The 19,853-nt window shown below is 60.0% G+C and carries 19 protein-coding genes and 1 other RNA gene; 9 read left to right on the top strand and 11 right to left on the bottom strand.

Translation table 11 applies throughout. The annotated features are described in order from the left end of the window. The coding region (locus CY652_RS14455) for a transposase (RefSeq protein ID WP_374703624.1) at positions 1-99 on the bottom strand (99 nt) is incomplete at its 3' end. A gap of 163 nt (positions 100-262) precedes the next feature. On the opposite strand from CY652_RS14455, the gene CY652_RS14450 reads away from it, so the two are divergent. The 4 genes from CY652_RS14450 to CY652_RS14435 all read left to right on the top strand — a co-directional run bounded on the left by CY652_RS14450 (position 263) and on the right by CY652_RS14435 (position 3,013). Further along, positions 263-805, top strand: a complete 543-nt coding sequence (locus CY652_RS14450; protein WP_102131405.1) for a hypothetical protein — start codon at positions 263-265, stop codon at positions 803-805. Positions 806-901: 96 nt separating this feature from the next. Next, on the top strand, positions 902-1,090 hold the full coding sequence (locus CY652_RS14445) for an AlpA family phage regulatory protein (protein WP_102131376.1): 189 nt from the start codon (positions 902-904) through the stop codon (positions 1,088-1,090). 756 nt (positions 1,091-1,846) lie between these two features. After that, a complete protein-coding gene (locus CY652_RS14440) occupies positions 1,847-2,311 on the top strand; it encodes a hypothetical protein (RefSeq protein ID WP_102131375.1) in 465 nt (154 codons plus the stop codon). A gap of 9 nt (positions 2,312-2,320) precedes the next feature. Beyond that, on the top strand, positions 2,321-3,013 hold the full coding sequence (locus tag CY652_RS14435; protein WP_102131374.1) for a nucleotide-binding protein: 693 nt from the start codon (positions 2,321-2,323) through the stop codon (positions 3,011-3,013). A 307-nt stretch (positions 3,014-3,320) separates the two neighbouring features. Here CY652_RS14435 and CY652_RS14430 read toward each other — a convergent pair whose 3' ends face one another. The 10 genes from CY652_RS14430 to ompA form a co-directional block, all read right to left on the bottom strand. After that, positions 3,321-4,052, bottom strand: a complete 732-nt coding sequence (locus tag CY652_RS14430) for a hypothetical protein (RefSeq protein WP_146010110.1) — start codon at positions 4,050-4,052, stop codon at positions 3,321-3,323. A gap of 332 nt (positions 4,053-4,384) precedes the next feature. Continuing rightward, positions 4,385-4,942 carry a TIR domain-containing protein gene (locus CY652_RS14425; protein ID WP_102131372.1) on the bottom strand — a complete coding sequence of 186 codons (558 nt, stop codon included), beginning with the start codon at positions 4,940-4,942 and terminating at the stop codon, positions 4,385-4,387. 1 nt (position 4,943) lies between these two features. Beyond that, positions 4,944-5,741, bottom strand: a complete 798-nt coding sequence (locus CY652_RS14420) for a macro domain-containing protein (protein ID WP_180970606.1) — start codon at positions 5,739-5,741, stop codon at positions 4,944-4,946. A gap of 142 nt (positions 5,742-5,883) precedes the next feature. Beyond that, on the bottom strand, positions 5,884-6,726 hold the full coding sequence (locus CY652_RS14415; RefSeq protein ID WP_102131370.1) for an abortive infection family protein: 843 nt from the start codon (positions 6,724-6,726) through the stop codon (positions 5,884-5,886). Positions 6,727-7,216: 490 nt separating this feature from the next. Further along, positions 7,217-7,990, bottom strand: a complete 774-nt coding sequence (locus tag CY652_RS14410) for a DUF1883 domain-containing protein (RefSeq protein WP_102131404.1) — start codon at positions 7,988-7,990, stop codon at positions 7,217-7,219. A gap of 192 nt (positions 7,991-8,182) precedes the next feature. Next, positions 8,183-9,424, bottom strand: coding sequence for a tyrosine-type recombinase/integrase (locus CY652_RS14405; protein ID WP_102131369.1), 1,242 nt, complete (start codon positions 9,422-9,424; stop codon positions 8,183-8,185). A 197-nt stretch (positions 9,425-9,621) separates the two neighbouring features. Then, positions 9,622-9,978: a transfer-messenger RNA gene (gene ssrA / locus CY652_RS14400) on the bottom strand. A 54-nt stretch (positions 9,979-10,032) separates the two neighbouring features. Beyond that, positions 10,033-10,776, bottom strand: coding sequence for a phosphoglycolate phosphatase (gene gph / locus CY652_RS14395; protein WP_102131368.1), 744 nt, complete (start codon positions 10,774-10,776; stop codon positions 10,033-10,035). A gap of 29 nt (positions 10,777-10,805) precedes the next feature. Continuing rightward, on the bottom strand, positions 10,806-11,504 hold the full coding sequence (ubiG, locus tag CY652_RS14390) for a bifunctional 2-polyprenyl-6-hydroxyphenol methylase/3-demethylubiquinol 3-O-methyltransferase UbiG (protein WP_102131367.1): 699 nt from the start codon (positions 11,502-11,504) through the stop codon (positions 10,806-10,808). Positions 11,505-11,681: 177 nt separating this feature from the next. Beyond that, complete coding sequence (ompA, locus tag CY652_RS14385) at positions 11,682-12,332, bottom strand: outer membrane protein OmpA (RefSeq protein ID WP_102131366.1); 651 nt, start codon at positions 12,330-12,332, stop codon at positions 11,682-11,684. A 504-nt stretch (positions 12,333-12,836) separates the two neighbouring features. On the opposite strand from ompA, the gene gyrA reads away from it, so the two are divergent. The 5 genes from gyrA to hisC all read left to right on the top strand — a co-directional run bounded on the left by gyrA (position 12,837) and on the right by hisC (position 19,838). Then, positions 12,837-15,446: a DNA gyrase subunit A gene (gene gyrA / locus CY652_RS14380; protein WP_102131365.1), complete on the top strand. Its 2,610-nt coding sequence runs from the start codon at positions 12,837-12,839 to the stop codon at positions 15,444-15,446. A gap of 138 nt (positions 15,447-15,584) precedes the next feature. Then, positions 15,585-16,214, top strand: a complete 630-nt coding sequence (locus CY652_RS14375) for a DUF2059 domain-containing protein (protein ID WP_102131403.1) — start codon at positions 15,585-15,587, stop codon at positions 16,212-16,214. 196 nt (positions 16,215-16,410) lie between these two features. After that, complete coding sequence (gene serC / locus CY652_RS14370) at positions 16,411-17,493, top strand: 3-phosphoserine/phosphohydroxythreonine transaminase (RefSeq protein ID WP_102131364.1); 1,083 nt, start codon at positions 16,411-16,413, stop codon at positions 17,491-17,493. Between the two features lie 56 nt (positions 17,494-17,549). After that, positions 17,550-18,632 (top strand): prephenate dehydratase, encoded by a 1,083-nt coding sequence (pheA, locus tag CY652_RS14365; protein WP_102131363.1) that lies wholly within the window; start codon positions 17,550-17,552, stop codon positions 18,630-18,632. 93 nt (positions 18,633-18,725) lie between these two features. Next, entirely contained in the window at positions 18,726-19,838 is a 1,113-nt protein-coding gene (gene hisC / locus CY652_RS14360) for a histidinol-phosphate transaminase (protein ID WP_102131362.1), read from the top strand. Positions 19,839-19,853: the final 15 nt, after the last annotated feature.

Genomic DNA, 19,853 nt, shown 5'->3' with positions numbered 1-19,853 from the left:
GCGCTGCGGCGCGTCTTCGTTCATCAAGACCAGATAGGGAGCGGCGAAGCTCCATTCCTCGTCCGAAACGTCCGTGGGGTATGGCTTGCGTTCTGGCATTCCGCCAGATTACCAGGTTTGAACGAAAGTGCCTAACACGCTCTAAGGTGTAGCGCAGTGGAATATGTAAATTCAGCTGCAATGGGTCAGGTTCTCGGCGATCTTCCGGCGCCTTGATTCGTTATCCTCTCAGCGACGATGTATGGAGAGGAAGGGAGGGCAGATGTGCCAGTCCGAGCATGCTCATCTTGATACCAAGAATAGCGAGGTCTTCGCCGAATCAGTCGAATACTGGCGAACACGTTTCAAGGATGCTGAAGCTACCGTATCTCGTCTTTCGATCCGCTTGCGCGGGCGTGATCAGCGAATCTTGCTACTCGAGCGTGCGCTCGCGCGTACTGTCTCGCTCCATCATGCACTCGAAGAAAGCCTTGAACAACGTCTGGAGCGGTCTACCGGACGCACCAATTGCGTTCATGAACTAGATCGGTCGGGGCAAGTAAGTCCTGGTCGGATCGGTAATGGTGTGGCGGTCCATCTTCCGCATTTGACCCGCACACTTTCTCTACTCTTTGAGGTGATGTGGGAGTATTGGGCAGAATGGGATTCGGAGCGTCCGCCGAAATCCTCGACGGTCGCGCGTGCCATTGATGCAAGAATTGGCCTCAAAGGGCAGGCCACGGGTGAAGCCTCACGCAGTGCACAGACGTTTGCCGCTGCACTGCGGCCCGACTCTGTTAACGATTTGGACGGCCGCCATCACTAGTTGTCAATTCTGACGGAATTGCCAGTCCGTTCGTCCTGTTGGTTGAATCGTACCTGTGCCAGGCAGATTCAGATACGGCTAGGAAGGCTTGGAGTCATGTCGGATCGATACGTGGCGGGCGCGATCTTGCGTCGCAAACAGGTAGAACAGGTTGTTGGTCTATCCGGCTCGACCATATCTATCAGCGCATTAAGCAGTACGTTTCCCAAGTCTGTTTCGCTGGGCGTCGTCGACGTTGGTGTGCAGGTTAGTCGCCGAAGCGTTCCTATCGAGATGAAATTTTGATATAAGGCGATGGTGCCCAAAACCGGCTGAAGCCTATCCTGCCATCCTCGTTTTTAATGTGGGTTTTAAGGCCGCCGTCTAAACGTTTTCGGCGAGGTTGGTTGGGCATTTCTGTGACATGGTCAGAAGCGTTCGCGAGATGCTCCCGATGAGTCGGTTGGTCTTCCTTTGCGTGGCTGCACACTGCACATCACGAGTTCGAGTTGTCGATGGATCGAGTCTGCATGCTGTATAGGGCAATTCCTGCGTAGCGGCCTGATTTATGGCCGGTAGGTGAATGTTGGATGTCGGCGAAGACTGCGTCTGGAGTCGGCAATCGCATGCGTTGAATCGGTGAGATCGATCCCGCTTCGGCCGGTTGGTATTTCGGAATCTGTACCGTCGTTCCCCGGGGGATGCAGGCAGAGCTATCGGGCGTTTGCAGGGGCAGGCATATGGTCTGGAGTTCGTCGTGCTGCTGTCCGCATACAGTTATATCGTGTCTATCCCGATGGGCAGAGCGATTCAGTTCATTGGTCGTGATCGTTCCGCGTCTGCACTGTCGTGATATCCGCCTGAAATCCCTTCGATACGTTTTCTGAGCATCGCTTCGGGTCTGTTGCTCGGGTTCAACGCGTCCAAAATATTTTTTCTAGTCCGACGTGATCCGGTCAAGTCCATGGAGGTCCGATAGCGAAAATTCCGACCGGAAACAGGTATTGACGGCACTTTCCTGAATGAACAAGATGGGGAAAAGAGAGCACAACGGAGCGAGCTATGCCGGTTGCGAAAAGCTACACCCGAGCGCAATGGGATGAGCTTGCCCACTCTCTGGAGTCACTGCCGGTTAAGCCGGAGGCGGAACAACGCGTCTCGATTACCGATGCAATGAAGGAGATGCGTGTGGTGATTAGCGCGGTGAGGAAAAAGGGATATACGCTGGAAGAAATTGTTGAGCATGCAAGAGAAAAGGGCGTCGATTTTAGCGTTGGCTCCGTCAAATACGCGCTATATCCGTCGAAACAGAGCAGGTCAGCTCGGCAGGCGGTAAAGGAGCCTGCGCGGGGCAATGCGGCGTCATCGCCTTCTGCGAAGAAAGGAAATAGGGGTGACGTACCGCGCGCGGAAGCTGTCGGGAAGAGCCAAAAGCAGGATGGGGGAAAAGTAGTCAACAAGCCGGGAACCATGGTGATGCGGGACGCGTACTCATTCGAGATCAGGCCCGACACCGAGAACCTTTAGAGGATTCAAATGGATACGACGATTTACCCCATCTATCTCGTTGGCGGCAGCAAGGGCGGCGTAGGCAAGAGTTTTGTTGCACTCGCGCTGGCCGATTACCTGCTGCGGCGAGATATCCACGCGGCACTGGTGGAAACCGATACCTCCAATCCGGACGTGATGAAAGCAGTTCAGGATGAGATGCATTGCATCGCATACAACCTGGACGATGCAAACGGCTGGATCGGCCTCGTCAACTACTGCGATGAACACCGGGATGCGGCAATCGTCGTCAACACGGCGGCGCGGAGCCAGACAGGTGTTGAGCAGTTCGGCGCGACGCTGGCCGGTGCGCTTGGCGAGCTTCGACGCCGGCTTGTTGTCCTGTGGGTGATTAACCGGCAACGCGACAGCCTTGAACTGCTGAGCGCCTTCAGCGCGACGTTCCCGGACGCGGTGACGAATGTCGTGCGCAACGGCTACTTCGGTTCGGCGGACAAATTCACGCTGTATCAGGGATCGCAGATTCGCCGTTCCATCGAATCGCGCGGCCATTCGTTGGACTTTCCCGATCTCGCGGATCGCGTCGCCGACGAGCTTCGTAGTCAGCGTATGTCGATCCGCAAGGCAGCGAAGACGATGCATATCGGTGAACGGGTCGAATTGTTGCGTTGGCGTTCGTTGTGCGACGCCATGTTCGTCAAGGTTGCGGCCGACGCGTAACAGACGGGCGAAGTCACCTGCGTGGCACGTTGGCGGAGGAACCCTCGACGTTTGGGCTAGGGCGACTTGATCAAGGGATCGTTGCGGGTTTGACGCTGCAAGAGCCCACCGGACGACATGGGGGCAATACCGGCGCATCTTGCGACGGTACGATCGCGTTTGCGTGTTTGACATCGAATGCTCATCGGCCGACCAACTTGTCGGCACCGTCCGAATGGGATTGAGCAATTGCTTCATTCTTTCGCCTTAATCGTCGCGCATTCGATCAAGGAGATAGCGACACACTTATTTCACGTCTGCCGATGTATCAAGCATCGTCCTTATGTCTGGCGTCATAGCGCTCCCTGAGCGGGTGAGTGATTCGCATCAATTCGGAAAAATCGTCAAATGCAACATCTCGCAGCCGCATGGAGATCTTTTCATAAGACTCAATGATAGGGTTACTCTCCTGTTTGAGATCGGAAATCCACGATATTTTTCGCGTGAGCATCTGTTCCTCAAAACCACCGTGGACGTAGCTGGAAAGGTTTTCGTAGATGTCTGCGATTTCGGGAATCTGGTCTTCCAACGATTTTACGAGAGTCATGACGTTGAACCCGTCTCCCTTGAATATGCCATTAGGAGATTTCTCGGTCGGCCGGTATTTCGCCATTAAACGTTGAACGCCCGCTCTTAGCTCGTCGAGAGTCGTCAATTTTGATTTGTATTGACGCCACAATCGCATGCCTTTGTGGAGTCTGCCCGCAACTTCAATGTAAGCCCTCACTGCGAGTGCATAAGCATATTCGTTCCTGAATTCCTTTTCGACGAATAGTGCGCTTTCTATCTGAACGATTGGTACAAGACCGGCAAAATAAGAGCTTCCAGTCAAATAGACGATGGTCTGCGAAAACACGTCGTCGACCACCATCTCGTTCGCGTAAAGCCTGACCTTGTTCAACTCATTTCCGATTTCATTTAATCGTTTATGATGATCAGAACCCCAGATTCCGTCATAGAACATTTTCGCCACATCAATTTTTGGTGTCGAGCTTGTCATGGGGCACCCCGTTGTGAACCATTGCTGGCCGAATATATCCTGTCCGCCATCGTTATGGACTCGATCGAAATTATAGGGCTCGCGGTTGGTTTGCGCGACGATCCGATTCGGATGGCATTATTAATTATGTCGGAATGCGGAGAGGTCGTGAGAGATCGAGCGGCATTAAGCAGGAAGGCCCATCGACGGACGAAGCCATAGCACACAGTATTCTAGAGATAGGGCGTTGGTGCCGTTCCAGGCGCTTCATCAGCGTCTGCAATTTGGGTGATTCGTTTCGCCGGGCAGACCTCGTTTTGGACCCGGTGCAACGCGGTGGCGGAGGCTCGTGGCTATCCGTCAATTCCAAAGCTTTTATAAGCTTCGTCGCTATAAAACGATAGCGACCCTTTGGGCATGTTGTTGTGGGAGAACTGCAAAATCGCATCGTTCAGCGCTGCTTTTTTGAATGGAATGTGTATGACTTTGGCTTTCTTCGAATCGATTCGAGTCGCGAGAGCAGCCGGCCAGCACGAGCGCAGCGCGGCAGGATTGCGGATTGGGGTCGAGTATTGGGTGTAGACGGCTATGATGGGAATTTCGTATGTATCTACAGCCGCTGAAATTTCAAAGGGAACCCAATCGTCGTCCAGAAGTGTTGTGTCCCCGATGATGGGCACCATGTTCTTTGAGTTTCTCAGGCGTTCGAGGAGCGAGGCCCGCAGGGTTGCTTCCTTGCTCGAATCGCGAGCTGCAGACGTCTTGTCATGGCTGTTGTTCATCGTGAAATGGTCGTCGTCTTTGCCGACCCACGCCTTCAACAGATTGTAGTAGTCGATGTCGGAGTTTCCGCCCGGCCGGTTCGTGCCGTTAGCATGGAAAGCCACGTAGGTCCCGTTTCTGTAAGCCATGTTATTCGCTCCAATGCGCTTTCACGTCTCGCAAATCGAGGTGGTCGAATCGGTCTCGCCCCAAGACAATTCTGATTCTTTGTGTGATCTCCCGGGTTTTCGTCTCGGTGATCGCAGATAGGATGATGAGGTTCAAAAGGTCTCTAGTCGGCAGACCGAGTCCGGACAGGCCGCTTCCGACCAAGGGGAGATTCAGGGAGTGCCCGCCAGCTTCAATGCGCGCGCGTTCCCATAAAGAGTGCAGGGCGGACCACATCATGGTCACGTCCGAGCGTGCCTTGCTCGTCGCGGGGTCCGTTTCCGCGAAAGCGAACGCGATGTATCGGTCGTGGTTGACATTGATAATTGCGGTTGAGCCAATAGGAAAGCGCTTTGTCTTCCCTTCCGGACGCTCAACGTTTTCGCTCTCGATAGCGACGAGTTGCTCATCCACTTGTTTGTCGAATGGTTCCGCGTGTCCGCCAAAACACTTTTTCAAGAAAATCCCGTGCACGCTCTTGTCGGAAACCGGTTTGCCGAGCTGGCTGTCAAAAAAATCGTTGACCGCGATGGCCCGAATGCCCTCTTGCTCGAATAAATCGCCGAAGATGACTTCGACCACGGTCGCGCAATTGGCGATCGGCAATTCGATGCGGGAGGGCTTCCAAACCTTTTTTAAGCCCCACGAGATGCTGACGATGATCACGGCGGCGAAGGCAATTGGGCCGCTGATGGAGATGCCCGGGACAAACAGGGAGACGCCCCGGACGATGGTTTGAATAATGCTGAACGCGGTGAACATGTAGGCGAGCATCTTCACCGGATGCCGCCGAACCCCGTTCCAAAGGTCTTTGATTGAATTCATTCTTTTCGCCTAGTCTTGGCGTTGGTCGTTATCGTCCGGCTTGGAAGTCATTTTAGGCTCTATTTTTCTCCCGTCGTCCTCTGCTGCCGCTGCGCCGTCATCGGGTTCTGGCTTGCAGTTTATCTAGCAAGTAGGCTGATACGCAGCCGGCAACTTCGACGGCGGCCTTCGCTTCGACCGCGCCGACATTGACCGGAGACGGGCGTCCGTGGCCGGTCCCCTCCTTGTTGCGCAATTTGTTGGCTCCGCAGGCGGCGGTGAACAGACCGCGCTCCAACTCCTTCGATGGCGGCTCACCTGGCTCCGCTGCTTGCTCGGGAACCGCGAGGCCAAGCGACGTGAATGCCATGCCGAGGAGTGCCTTGAAGTTTGCGCCGACCGGGTATTTGCCGGCTATGGTCGTGAGCACGTGCGCAGCCGTCGCCTCCATCAAGTCTTTGCCCGTCCCCATAAGCAGCGCGGCGTCTTCCGAGCCGCGTTGCGCTCGAACGGCGTAAGCATGGAGCGCGGCGGTCAGCTCTGAGCCTCTCAGGCCTTCCAGAACGTTGGCCCCGAAGGTGCCGTCGTCGGCCAGCCAGAATCCCTCGGAATTGAATGTTGCCTTGGCATTGGCGATAGCTTCGTCGCCGACATAGTTTTCTGACCCCTTGCGGAAGCCCCCGCAGGCGCGGACCTTGGAGAGAATGGCGTGAACGAGACGCGTCCCGGCTTCTTCGTCGCCAACCATCGTTTCGTGCAGGACTGCTCGAACTCGCTTGGCCTTGCCGACTTGCTGCCCCTGCTGCTTGGGATCGAGAGCGGCCAAGCCAAGCTTGTTGACCAGAAACTCAATGTCCGAATGGGTTGGCTCGCGAAAATCACCGCCAGCCCGTTTGGCTGTCGAGTCGTCAATCAGTTGGCAGACGGCCGCGACAACAGCGTCGTTCAAAGGAAGGGGCATTTTCGTTCTTTTGAGTGATTTGCTCGCCCCATTCTCGCACTAAAAAGCCATCAGTAAATCGATGTCAAAGCGGTCGAGCATCGTTTTGAGTTCCGCGACTTGGCGTGCTGATAGTTTACGAAGTGCGGCGAGCTCAAATCGACCTTGGCATGGCCGTAACAGGCGGGGCAGCTTGCGCATGAGGGCAATGGCTCGCCACGCGTATAAGATAAGAGGCCCGTGTTTCTGGAATCATGGGCCTCAGCGTTAATTTGGTGGGAATCAGGGATATATCTCCCCACAACGCTCTAAACCCTTGTTTACAAGGGGCTGGCAGTTCCGAGGGTTGGCTGGCATCACGATCAAATCGGGTTACTTAGCGCAACACGTTCGCCACTAAAATGCATCGCACATTTGCTTGTTAACCGGCTAACGACCGCCCTGAACAGGGCGGTCGCCAAGGTTTGGTTCGCCGAGGGCGCTGGGCGCAGCAGCTTCAATCCAGTTCAGATCAGCTTGCCCTGATCAGTTCCGCGATTTCCGCCGCGATTTCTTCGATGGTGTGAGTTGCAGTATTGCGAGCAAGTTTGTCTGCCAACGATGGGCTATACGAGATGACTTCTTGCTTGCTCAGTTTGTGCCAGATTGGCAGCAAAACTTGTTCGCCCGTGACGGATCGAGTCACGATGCCGTCAAGCTCATGATTTGTCCACCCCTTGTTGAGAAACGCGGGGGAGAGAACCACTAGCCCCACTCGACTGTTCGTCAGCCCTTCGTCGATTTTGCGGCGCAAGCTATCGCCAATCCTAAGCGTGAACTCGTCGTACCAAACCTTCAATCCGTGCGACTGCAATGCCTCTGCCATTGGGCGTGCGACCTCGTCTTTGTCCTCAGACGCATGTGAGATGAATACGTCGAATTGTTCGGACGATCTTTCGTAGGTGGGGGGCGATTCAGGGCGAACCAAACTTGGAATACTGGAGAGGGGAGCCTCACGAATTGCAGGTAGGGGGCTGGGCAACACTTTCATACTATGCCGTACGGACCCTCGAAGTCCCTGCATATCAATCGTGACATACCAGCGACCGCTGCTAGGTACCTGCAATCGGACAGGGGATTGTTTAGCTAGACCACCGTAATATCGATGCTGGCCACCACGCTTATAGCTGCTGAAGTTCGAGCTGTCCATGAGCCGCACGTTCGCCGCATTGCCAGACAACGTCACCTCAACGATTTGCCCCGACTGAAGGTGTCCCAAATCGTAGTAAGAAAATTTTTCCGACATCCACTTTTCCCCTCTAGCCGTGTGAGTCCCTGTCAGGCTTGTCTTCCGACACACTAAAACGTCAATAGCGGTCTGGGTTGACTCATATTGTCCCCGCTTTCTTCATAGATTGGGGTATTGTGATTGCCTTCAAGGGAGCCCAATATAATTAAATCGACCGTCTGATTCAACAGGCAGAAAATCAGTGTATAGCTAACGAGTATTCGCACTCGTCACTACTCCGGCGCTATCTAACCGTAGTTCATCAAGATAATCTGCCCAGCGTTGCATGAGCTCCCGTCGCTGAGCAAGCCATTGCGTTCGATTATAGGCACGCCCCAAAGGATCTTTTACGGTGTGAGCAAGTTGCATCTCCACGATCTCCTCGGGGAATCCGAGCTGTTCTACAGCAAGGGTACGGGCTGTTGCCCGCCAGCCATGCGGAACCGCCGTTGCTGAATCAACTCCCATTAATCGGAAGGCTGCGCTGAGCGTGCCGTCGCTCATCGGGCGAATATCGCCGCGCACACTTGGGAATACGTGTTGGCCGTGACCGGTGAGCTTGTGGAGTTCTCGAAGTGTTTCGACCGCTTGCCGCGAAAGAGGAACGATATGGGCTGGCCCATGCAGCTTGCCTACCTTCCTTCTTTTCATGCGCTCGGATGGTATTTCCCATGTAGCTTTGTCTAAGTCGAACTCTGACCATTTGCTTAGTCGCATCTCGGTGGGCCGCTGGAATAGCAGCGGTGCAAGCTTGAGTGCCGCACAGACCGTAGGCGATCCGACATAGCTATGGATCGTACGTAAGAACGCACCAAGCGGTTTCGGATCGGTAACAGCCGCGAGATGCTGAACTTGTGCTGGCGGGATAGCTCCGCGCAAATCTTGTGTTGCATCGCGTTTGGCACGACCGGTAGCGACGGCATAACGCATGACTTGGCCGACAATCGAGCGTACCCGGTGCGCTGTCTCAATGTGCCCCGTTTTTTCGATACGCTGGAGGACCGGCAGGACGTCAAGCGGTTCGATATCGCCGATCGATTGACCACCGATATGAGGAAACACATGTACTTCGAGGCGTCGTAGGTTCCGGGCTGCGTGTGACTCGGACAGGCTAGTCGAAAATTTCGTATGCCATTCGCGGGCGATCGCCTCGAAGGAGTTTTCGGTGTTCAGTTGCCGAGTGCGCTTTTCTGCTTGCTTGGCTGCGCTGGGATCAATGCCGTCCGCGATTTTTTTCTTCGCTGCCTCACGTTTCCCGCGTGCCTCTTTCAGGGTAACGGCAGGGTAGGTGCCGAGAGCAAGAAGTTTCTCCTTGCCGCCAAACCGGTACTTCAGTCGCCAATATTTCGAGCCGTTCGGCCGAATTTCGAGAAACATCCCGCCGCCATCCCTGACGCGGTAGGTCTTGTCGCGCGCTCCACTTTTCCTCACCTCGATATCGGTCAGCGGCATGGCTAGCCTCTCCCAATCTGGATTTCAGGGGAGTGGGGGTACCGCCATTTCCGATCCCCACTTGTACCCCCGGTTGTACCCCCAGGCACCACCGGAATCACACGGAAAAGTATAGACCAACACGGCCAAAGAAAAACCCGCGAAGCCTTAGCTGTCGCGGGTTTCAGGACTTCCTCGGATGTCCGCGGAAGAGGTGTTGGTGGAGCCGGCGGGAATCGAACCCGCGTCCGCAAGTAGTCCACAAGCAGTTCTACATACTTAGTCCTGTCATTTGATTTAACCGCACCGTCGCGGACGAACACGCTACGTTACGGCGAGTCACTGAATTTTCGGCCCCGGCATCGTGACACCACCGGAGATTAGCTGACGTGAATGACCTCGCTAGTCTTGCGACCCTGACCCGTCAGCGAGTCAGTGCGAGGTTGGCGGGGTTAAGCCGCCAATGCGTACGTTTCGTCGTTCGCAGTTACTTAAGTCCCATTGATTTACGAGGTGACGGGTCCTCGGTATGCCCTGAGTTGCTTCATTACCCACGTCGAAACCAGGTCGGCCCCAAGTAGAACGAGCATTATCCCATAGTTCGGGAGGCACGGCTAACCCGCCCAGGGTTAGCTCGCGACGCGGCCGGTTGTGCTCGTGCCGACTGGTTCGAGCAGCGAGCGCAGTTTCGCGGTCGATCCGGCAAGGTACTGCGCATTCCAGTTTTCCGGGGCGAGATCGCTGCCGCAATAGCCGTATGCCGCGGCAATCGTGACCATGCCGGCAGCCTGGCCGGCTTGCACGTCGCGCAGGTCGTCGCCGACGTATACGGCGCGGCGCGGATCGATGCCGATCGCTTGCGCCGCATGCAGGAGCGGTGCCGGATGCGGTTTCGAGTGCGGTGTCGTGTCGCCGCTGACCACGCATCCCGCGCGCGAATCGAGTTTCAGCAGGGCGACGAGCGGATCGGTAAACCGGGCGGCCTTGTTCGTCACGATGCCCCAACGGACGCCGCGCGCATCAAGCTCGTCGAGTAGCGCGCCGATGCCGGGAAATAGCGCGGTTTCGACGCACAAGCTGGCTTCGTAGTTGGCGAGAAACTCGTCGCGCATGGCGGCGAACGCCTCGTTGTCCGGAGCGATGCCGAATGCGCGGCCGAGCATGCCACGAGCGCCGGCCGATGCGACCGGGCGCAACTGATCGAGCGGCAGCGCCGTCAGGTTGCGGTCGCGCCGCATCCGGTTGGCCGCGGCGGCCAGGTCGGGTGCCGTATCGGCCAGCGTGCCGTCGAGGTCGAAGAGGACGGCGTCGCAGACATCCAGTGCTGCGTCGTCATCCCCTTCAAGAGAGGGGAGCGTTGTGGTTTGGGTCATGGTCCGGCGAATGCGGGGCCGTGCGCCGCTCAGGCGGCGCGCCGGCAGGCGAGGAGGTAATTGACGCTGGTGTCGTCGGACAGCGTGAAGCGTCGTCCGAGCGGGTGATACACGATGCCCTTGATGTCGACCGGGTGCAGTTCCGCCTTGCGCGCGAACGACGCCAGTTCGGCCGGGCGGATGAAGCGCGCGTAATCGTGCGTGCCTTTGGGCAGCATCCGGGCGATGTACTCCGCGCCGACCACCGCGAGCAGATACGACTTCACGTTGCGGTTGAGCGTCGAGAAAAACACCCAGCCGCCCGGCTTGACGAGCGTTGCGCAGGCAGCGACTACCTCGGCCGGCTCGGGAACGTGCTCCAGCATTTCCATGCAGGTCACGACGTCGAACGAGGCGGGTTCGCGTGCCGCGAGTGCCTCGGCCGCGATTTCCTCGTAATCGACCGTCACGCCGCTTTCGAGACTGTGCAGGTCGGCTACGCCAAGCGCTTCGCTCGACAGGTCGATGCCTTTGACGCTGGCGCCGAGGCCGGCCATCGATTCGGACAGGATGCCGCCGCCGCAGCCGATGTCGAGCACGCGCTTCGCGGCCAGATGAGCGTGGCCGTCGATCCAGCCGAGGCGGACCGGATTCAGCTCGTGCAAAGGTTTGAACTCGGCGTTCGGGTCCCACCAGCGATGCGCGAGATCGCTGAATTTCTGCAGCTCGTGGGGGTCGGCGTTCGTCATGTCGGATGGGCTATCGGGCGCGATGGCGGGGAATCGGGACAAGTTCAGAGTATATAGGCTACAGGCGCTGACGCGGGGCGGCAAAACGCTCGCCGGGCGGAGAAGGAGCCGTTCTGCCCCTGGAAAGAAAAAGCCCCGCCGGAGCGGGGCTTTGATACCGGCTGCCGAATTCGCAGCTTATTGCTTCGCGGTACCGACGACTTCGACTTCCACGCGGCGATCCGGCGCGAGGCAGGCGATGAGAGCACGGCGGTTGCGCTGGTTGCAGCCCGTCGTGACCGGATCGCTCTTGCCCTTGCCTTCCGTGTAGATACGGTTCGGATCGATGCCCTTGCTGACGAGGTACGCCTTGACGGCTTGCGCACGACGCAGCGACAGGCGGTTGTTGTAGGCGTTCGAACCGATGCGGTCCGTGTAGCCCGTCGCAACCACGACTTCAAGGTTCAGCGCTTCGATCCGCGAGGCGAGGTCGTCGAGGCGTTCGCGACCAGCCGGCTTCAGGATGGCCTTGTCGAAGTCAAACAGCGCATCGGCCTGATACGTAATCTTCTGGCTGGTGACGACCGGCGGCGGGGGAGGAGGCGTGACCGGCGGTTGCGGAGCCGTCGCGACCAGCGCGCCATCGCACTTGGCGTTGGCGGTGGCCGGCGTCCAGAACGCATTGCGCCAGCAGAGCTCGTTCGTGCCGTTCATCCACACCCATTCGCCCGTGCCATTCACCCAGTTGTCATTCACGGCTTGTCGCGATGCCGGCACCGATTGTGCCGACGCGGATGCAGCCATTACTGCGGTAGCTGCAATGAACGCGAGCTTTGAAAGTTTATTCATATTTCTCCTCTCGAAATTGAGATTACCGCAGGTTTACTGCGAGCCTGATGACGAAGACAAGTCATACATTGCTCGAAGTATAACATTGGCGCGTTGCCGGGAACGCTTTGTCTAGACTTCGGGCAGCGTCTAACTTTGTGTGTTGGCATTTTGCCATATCGTTCCCTTCCAACGATAAAAAATATCCGCCCCTCCAGGTAGGGCTTCGCGATTGTGGTGCTGCCGCAACAAAAAAAGACTGTCTACTGCCGCATGGTGCGCGGGCGCCGATTGCCCGGGGCGAACCCGTGCTCGAAAGTCGCAGAGACGGACTTTCGCATCGGCGGCTTTTTACGGTCTCTGGTGCCGCTCGTCGCGTTTCCTCTAATAGGTATACGTAGGTGGGGGAGCAGGGTGCCGCATGGTAGAATCGCATGATTGCGCCGCATCCGCGGCGTCCGTGCGACGGAAGGGTGCGAGCAAGGCGCGAGAGCTTGCCGCCCGCGTCTTTACAAGACCTCGATAATGGATCAATTCGCCAAAGAGACTCTGCCAATCTCCCTCGAAGAGGAAATGCGCCGCTCGTATCTCGATTACGCGATGAGCGTGATCGTGGGCCGGGCGCTTCCCGACGTCCGCGACGGACTCAAGCCGGTGCATCGCCGGGTGCTGTACGCGATGCACGAGCTGAACAACGACTGGAACCGGGCGTACAAGAAATCGGCGCGTATCGTCGGCGACGTCATCGGTAAGTACCATCCGCACGGCGACACCGCCGTCTACGACACCATCGTCCGGATGGCGCAGGACTTCTCGCTGCGCTACATGCTCGTCGACGGGCAGGGCAATTTCGGGTCGATCGACGGCGACAACGCGGCCGCGATGCGCTACACCGAAATCCGCATGGCGAAGATCGGTCACGAATTGCTCGCCGACATCGACAAGGAAACGGTCGATTTCGGTCCGAACTACGACGGCAGCGAAAGCGAGCCGCAGATCCTGCCGGCGCGCATTCCCAATCTGCTGATCAACGGCTCGTCCGGCATCGCGGTCGGGATGGCGACGAACATCCCGCCGCACAACCTCAACGAGGTCGTCGACGCGTGCCAGCATCTGCTGAAGAACCCCGGGGCCAGCATCGACGAGCTGATCGAGATCATCCCGGCGCCCGACTTCCCGACCGCCGGCATCATCTACGGCGTGGCCGGGGTGCGCGACGGCTATCGCACCGGGCGTGGTCGCGTCGTGATGCGGGCGCTCACTCACTTCGAGGATATCGACCGCGGCCAGCGCGTGGCGATCATCGTCGACGAGCTGCCCTATCAGGTTAACAAGCGCTCGCTGCTCGAGCGCATCGCGGAGCTCGTCAACGAGAAGAAGCTCGAGGGCATCTCCGATATTCGCGACGAATCCGACAAGAGCGGCATGCGCGTCGTGATCGAGCTCAAGCGCGGCGAAGTGCCCGAAGTCATCCTGAACAACCTCTACAAGGCGACCCAGCTTCAGGACACGTTCGGCATGAACATGGTCGCGCTCGTCGACAACCAGCCGAAGCTGCTGAACCTGAAGGAGATGCTCGAGCATTTCCTCTCGCATCGGCGCGAGGTGCTGACGCGGCGGACCGTCTACGAATTGCGCAAGGCGCGCGAACGCGGCCACGTGCTCGAAGGGCTTGCGGTGGCGCTCGCCAACATCGACGAGTTCATCGAGATCATCAAGGCGGCACCGACGCCGCCGATCGCGAAGCAGGAGTTGATGGTGCGTTCGTGGGATTCGTCCCTCGTGCGCGAGATGCTGGCCAGGGCCGAAACGGAGAACGCGGCGGCGGGCGGGCGCGGCGCCTACCGGCCCGAAGGACTGGCGCCGATCTACGGCATGCAGGGCGACGGTCTCTATCGCCTCTCCGACACGCAGGCCCAGGAAATCCTGCAGATGCGCCTGCAGCGGCTGACCGGGCTCGAGCAGGACAAGATCATCGGCGAGTATCGCGAAGTCATGGCGCAGATCGCGGACCTGCTCGACATCCTCGCGCGGCCGGAGCGGATAACGGTCATGATCTCTGATGAACTGACGGCGATCAAGACGGAATTCGGCGACGAGCGCCGCTCGAGGATCGAGCTGAACGCGACCGAGCTGAACACCGAGGATCTGATCACGCCGCAGGACATGGTCGTCACGATGTCGCATGCGGGCTACGTGAAGTCGCAGCCGTTGTCCGAATATCGCGCCCAGAAGCGCGGCGGTCGCGGCAAGCAGGCTACGTCGATGAAGGAAGACGACTGGATCGACACGCTCTTCATCGCGAACACGCACGACCACATCCTCTGCTTCTCGAACCGGGGGCGGGTCTACTGGGTGAAGGTCTACGAGGTGCCGCAGGGCTCGCGCAACTCGCGCGGCCGTCCGATCGTGAACATGTTCCCGCTGCAGGAAGGCGAGAAGATCACGGTCGTGCTGCCCGTGAAGGAATTTTCGGCCGACAAGTACGTCTTCATGGCCACGGCGCTCGGCACCGTCAAGAAGACGCCGCTGGAGGCCTTCAGCCGGCCTTTGCGCAAAGGCATCATCGCCGTCGGTCTCGACGACGGCGACTACCTGATCGGCGCGGCGATCACGGACGGCCAGCACGACGTGATGCTGTTCTCCGATTCGGGCAAGGCCGTGCGCTTCGACGAGAACGACGTGCGGCCGATGGGCCGCGAGGCACGCGGCGTGCGCGGCATGCAGCTCGACGACGGTCAGCAGGTCATCGCGCTCCTCGTGGCCGGCGACGAGGAGCAATCGGTGCTGACGGCGACGCAGAACGGCTACGGCAAGCGCACGCCGATCGCCGAGTACACGCGGCACGGGCGCGGCACGAAGGGCATGATCGCGATCCAGACCTCGGAGCGCAACGGCAAGGTGGTCGCCGCGACGCTCGTCGACCAGGAGGCGCAAATCATGCTGATCACGACCACGGGCGTGCTGATTCGCACGCGCGTTTCGGAGATACGCGAAATGGGCCGCGCGACGCAAGGTGTTACACTCATCAGCCTCGACGAGGGGACGAAACTCTCGGGTCTCCAGCAGGTCGCGGAGGCCGACGGGGAGGGCGATGCCGACGGCCCGACGGCCGAAGACGACGCGCAGGAGTGATGGTGTTGACCGGCGGTTCGCGTAACGAAGCGGCGGCCGCAGGGACGATGCCGGGCGAGAGGGGCGGCGGGCGCGTTTGGGGCGCGCCCCGCGATCCGCGCGGCAGGTGGTGAGACTAATTTCTCTAAGGGACTAATGATGCAAAAACGATTCAAGCAGGTAGTGTTGCTGGCCGCGCTCGTACCGACTTTCGCGATGGCCCAGGCGCTCCAGGATCAGGCGCCGGCAGCCGATGCGGCGCCGGCCCCGGCGCCGGCCGCTGCTCCTGCCCCGGTTCCTGTCGATCCGGCCAAGCAGGCCGCGATCAGGGATCTGCTCGAGGCCATCGACGCGCAGCGGCTCGTCGGTGCGATCGGCAGCAGCGCGCAAATGCAGGCCAAGCAACTGGTGCCGGCCATCCTGTCCGACGCGCTGACGCAAAACAAGACGCTGACCGACCAGCAGAAGCAGGCGTCGGTGCCGACGCTGCAGCAGAACGCCGTGCCGCGCCTCGTCGACTCGGCGGGCCAGGTGTTCACGACCGACGCGTTCCGCCAGGATGCGATGCAGGCCCAGTTCCAGGCCTATGCGCGGTACTACACCACGCAGGAAATCAAGGATCTGACGACGTTCTATCGCAGCCCGACCGGCCGCAAGTTCATCCAGGTTCAGGACCAGGTGGGCCGCGACGTCGTGAACGGCCTGATGCAGAAGTACATGCCGGAATCGATCCAGGCGACGCGTTCCGAGGCGGATCGCGAAGTGGCCGCGATCAAGCCGGGCAAGTAACGCCAGTAAAGGCACGCAGGCGGGCGCGCCGGCCACCTGGCCGGGCGCGCCCCGGAACCCGGGCACCGCGTTGGCGGGGGCCGGGCGACAGTGCGATAATGGCTGTTTGCGCGATATGCGCCGACAGCCATTTTCTTTTGGGCGCGGTTTTTCGGTCTTTTTTCGCCACGGTGCCTGCCTTCGGGGACTTCTTGCAATGCGTGTCTTCAATTTTTCCGCCGGACCTGCGGCATTGCCCGAGGAAGTGCTTCGCCAGGCGGCCGACGAAATGCTGGACTGGCACGGCAGCGGAATGGGCGTGATGGAAATGAGCCATCGCGGTCCCGAGTTCATGTCGATCCACGCCGAGGCGCTCGCCGATCTACGCGAACTGCTGGCCGTGCCGGAAAGCCATCGCATTCTCATGCTGCAGGGCGGCGGAATCGGCGAGAACGCGATCGTGCCGCTGAATCTGTTCGGCAGAAAGCCGCGCGCCGACTTCGTGATCACGGGGTCGTGGTCGCAGAAGTCGCAGAAGGAAGCGTTGAAGTACGGCGAGTCGCGCATCGTCGCGACGGGGCGGACCCCGGACGGCTTCACGCGCGCGCCGGCGCGAGCCGAATGGCAATTGTCCGACGATCCGGCATACGTTCATCTGTGCACGAACGAGACGATCGACGGCGTCGAGTGCTTCGACATTCCCGATCTCGGCGATATTCCGCTCGTCGCGGACGCCTCGTCGCATCTGCTGTCGCGGCCGATGGACGTCGCCAGGTACGGCGTGCTCTATGCGGGCGCGCAGAAGAATATCGGCATGGCCGGCGTGACCGTGGTGATGGTGCGCGAGGATCTGCTCGAGCAGGCCATGCCGATCTGTCCGTCGGCGTTCGAATGGAAGACGGTCGCCGAGAACAACTCCATGCTCAACACGCCGCCCACCTACGCGATCTACATCGCCGGGCTCGTGTTCAAGTGGATCAAGCGCCTGGGCGGCCTCGCCGCCATCGAGGCGCGCAACATCGAGAAGTCGAAGCTGCTCTACGACACGATCGACGCGAGCAGCTTCTACGTCAACAAGGTGGAACGCCATGCGCGTTCGCGCATGAACGTGCCGTTCTTCCTTGCCGACGAGACGCGAAACCAGGATTTTCTGGCTGGCGCGAAGGCGCGCGGGCTGGTGCAACTGAGGGGCCACAAGTCCGTCGGCGGCATGAGGGCGTCGATCTACAACGCGGTGCCGCTCGAGGCCGTCAAAGTGCTCGTCGAGTACATGAAGGAATTCGAAGCACGACACGCCTAAGCGCGCGAAGCGGGCTCTGTCCCGCGTGCATTCAATAGAGACTGCCGGTTTCACGCATGGACGACGAACTCAACTCAAAACTCAAGCCGCTGCGCGAGCGCATCGACGCGATCGACTCGCAGTTGATCGTGCTGCTGAATCAGCGCGCCGCGGTCGCGCTCGAAGTGGGCGAGGTCAAGAAGCATTACAACGCGCCCGTGTTTCGTCCCGAGCGCGAGCTGCAGGTCATCGCGCGGCTGCAGGAAGCGAGCGCCGGGCCGCTCGCGGACGAACACATCGGTGCGATCTGGCGCGAGATCATGGCCGCGAGCCGCGCGCTCGAAAAGACGCTCAAGGCCGCGTTCCTCGGCCCCGTCGGCACCTACAGCGAGCAGGCGATGCATGCGTATTTCGGCCAGTCGATCGAGGGCCTGCCGTGCCCGTCGATCGACGAGGTGTTCCGCGCGGTCGAGGCGGACGCGGCCGAATTCGGCGTCGTGCCGGTCGAGAACTCGAGCGAAGGCGCGGTCTCGCGCACGCTCGACCTGTTGCGCGAGACGCAGCTCACGATCGGTGGCGAATTGGCGCTGCCGATCCATCACAATCTGCTGACGCTCGGCGGCAGTCTCGCGGGCGTCACGCGCGTGTGCGCGCACCCCCAGGCGCTCGCCCAGTGCCAGCAATGGCTGTCGGCGAACGCGCCGCAGCTCGAGCGCCAGGCCGTGTCGAGCAACGCGGAGGCCGCTCGCCTCGCCGCCGCGGATCCGACCGTGGCCGCCATCGCGGGCGACCGCGCGGCGATCCATTACGGGCTGCAGGTCGTCCACGCGCTGATCCAGGACGATCCGCACAACCGCACGCGCTTCGCGATCGTCGGCAAGACGCCGGTCGGCGCGAGCGGGCACGACCAGACCTCGCTGATCGTCTCCGTGAAGAACGAGCCGGGCGCCATGCACCGTCTGCTGGAGCCGCTCGCGCGGCACGGCGTCTCGATGACGCGCTTCGAGTCGCGTCCGGCGCGCGTCGGCACGTGGGAGTACTACTTCTACATCGATCTCGAGGGGCATCGCGACGATGCGCCGGTCGCCGCCGCGCTCGCCGAGCTGGAGCAGATGGCCGCGTTCCTCAAGATTCTCGGTTCGTACCCGCGCGCCCGTTAGCCTGTTAGCCCGTCAGGCGGCCCAGCCCGGCCGCCGCGCATCGGCAACCTGCGCCCGATATAAATAAGTGGATTCTGTTTTCCCGGAGTTTTCATGACAACGAAGTTCGGTCCTTCCTACGTGCGCGGCATCGCGCCCTATGTCGCCGGCAAGCCGATTGCAGAGGTGGCCCGCCAGTTCGGGCTCGATGAGGCGCGCATCGTGAAGCTCGCGTCCAACGAGAACCCGCTCGGCATTCCCGAATCGGCGCAGCGCGCGATGGCGCAGGCGGCGGCCGAACTCGGGCGCTACCCGGATTCGAACGCCTTCGAGCTCAAGGCCGCGCTGTCGGCCCGCTACGACGTGTCGCCCGACTGGATCACGCTCGGCAACGGCAGCAACGACATCCTGGAGATCGCCGCCCATGCGTTCGTGGAGAAGGGCCAGTCGATCGTCTATTCGCAGTACTCGTTCGCGATCTACGCGCTCGCGACCCAGGGCGTGGGCGCCCGCGGGATCGTGACGCCGGCGAAGCAGTACGGCCACGATCTCGACGCGATGCTGGCGGCCATCGCCGACGACACGCGCCTCGTCTTCATCGCCAATCCGAACAATCCGACCGGTACGTTCGTCGACGGCGCGACGCTCGAGGCCTTCATCGCGAAAGTGCCGCGCCACGTGGCGATCGTGCTCGACGAGGCCTACACCGAGTATCTGGCCGCCGAAAAGCGCTACGACTCGATTGCCTGGGCGCGCCGCTATCCGAACCTGCTCGTGTCGCGGACGTTCTCGAAGGCCTATGGGCTCGCCGGGCTGCGCATCGGCTTCGCGATCGCGCAGCCGGAGCTGACCGATCTGCTCAACCGTCTGCGCCAGCCGTTCAACGTGAATTCGCTGGCGCAGGCGGCCGCGATCGCGGCGCTCAACGACCGCGAATTCGTCGAGAAGAGCGCCGCGCTCAATACCGAGGGTTATCGCGTCGTGACGGCGGCGCTGGCGCGGCTCGGGCTCGAATACGTGCCGTCCGACGGCAACTTCGTGCTGGTGCGCGTGGGCGACGACGATGGCTCCGGCGATCGCGTGAATCTCGAACTGCTGAAGCAGGGCGTGATCGTGCGGCCGGTCGGCGGCTACGGTCTGCCACAATGGTTGCGCGTGACGATCGGCCTGCCGCAGGAGAACGAGGCGTTTCTCGCGGCGCTCGAGCGCGCGCTTGCCGCGACCTGAGTTGTCGGCGAGGCC

The organism is Burkholderia sp. WAC0059 (assembly GCF_002870125.1).
Taxonomy (GTDB): Bacteria; Pseudomonadota; Gammaproteobacteria; order Burkholderiales; family Burkholderiaceae; genus Paraburkholderia.
The sequence above is the reverse complement of the archived record's forward strand: the minus strand, read 5'-3'. Positions and strand labels throughout refer to the sequence as shown.

Excerpts from the sequence above, each read along its gene's own strand:
- CY652_RS14450 (WP_102131405.1), top strand. The coding sequence starts at position 263 with ATGTGCCAGTCCGAGCATGCTCATCTTGATACCAAGAATAGCGAGGTC.
- ubiG (WP_102131367.1), bottom strand. The coding sequence starts at position 11,504 with ATGACGAACGCCGACCCCCACGAGCTGCAGAAATTCAGCGATCTCGCG.
- CY652_RS14405 (WP_102131369.1), bottom strand. The coding sequence starts at position 9,424 with ATGCCGCTGACCGATATCGAGGTGAGGAAAAGTGGAGCGCGCGACAAG.
- CY652_RS14440 (WP_102131375.1), top strand. The coding sequence starts at position 1,847 with ATGCCGGTTGCGAAAAGCTACACCCGAGCGCAATGGGATGAGCTTGCC.
- CY652_RS14375 (WP_102131403.1), top strand. The coding sequence starts at position 15,585 with ATGCAAAAACGATTCAAGCAGGTAGTGTTGCTGGCCGCGCTCGTACCG.
- CY652_RS14430 (WP_146010110.1), bottom strand. The coding sequence starts at position 4,052 with ATGACAAGCTCGACACCAAAAATTGATGTGGCGAAAATGTTCTATGAC.
- ompA (WP_102131366.1), bottom strand. The coding sequence starts at position 12,332 with ATGAATAAACTTTCAAAGCTCGCGTTCATTGCAGCTACCGCAGTAATG.
- hisC (WP_102131362.1), top strand. The coding sequence starts at position 18,726 with ATGACAACGAAGTTCGGTCCTTCCTACGTGCGCGGCATCGCGCCCTAT.
- serC (WP_102131364.1), top strand. The coding sequence starts at position 16,411 with ATGCGTGTCTTCAATTTTTCCGCCGGACCTGCGGCATTGCCCGAGGAA.
- CY652_RS14410 (WP_102131404.1), bottom strand. The coding sequence starts at position 7,990 with ATGTCGGAAAAATTTTCTTACTACGATTTGGGACACCTTCAGTCGGGG.
- gyrA (WP_102131365.1), top strand. The coding sequence starts at position 12,837 with ATGGATCAATTCGCCAAAGAGACTCTGCCAATCTCCCTCGAAGAGGAA.
- CY652_RS14415 (WP_102131370.1), bottom strand. The coding sequence starts at position 6,726 with ATGCCCCTTCCTTTGAACGACGCTGTTGTCGCGGCCGTCTGCCAACTG.
- pheA (WP_102131363.1), top strand. The coding sequence starts at position 17,550 with ATGGACGACGAACTCAACTCAAAACTCAAGCCGCTGCGCGAGCGCATC.
- CY652_RS14435 (WP_102131374.1), top strand. The coding sequence starts at position 2,321 with ATGGATACGACGATTTACCCCATCTATCTCGTTGGCGGCAGCAAGGGC.
- CY652_RS14425 (WP_102131372.1), bottom strand. The coding sequence starts at position 4,942 with ATGGCTTACAGAAACGGGACCTACGTGGCTTTCCATGCTAACGGCACG.
- gph (WP_102131368.1), bottom strand. The coding sequence starts at position 10,776 with ATGACCCAAACCACAACGCTCCCCTCTCTTGAAGGGGATGACGACGCA.
- CY652_RS14445 (WP_102131376.1), top strand. The coding sequence starts at position 902 with ATGTCGGATCGATACGTGGCGGGCGCGATCTTGCGTCGCAAACAGGTA.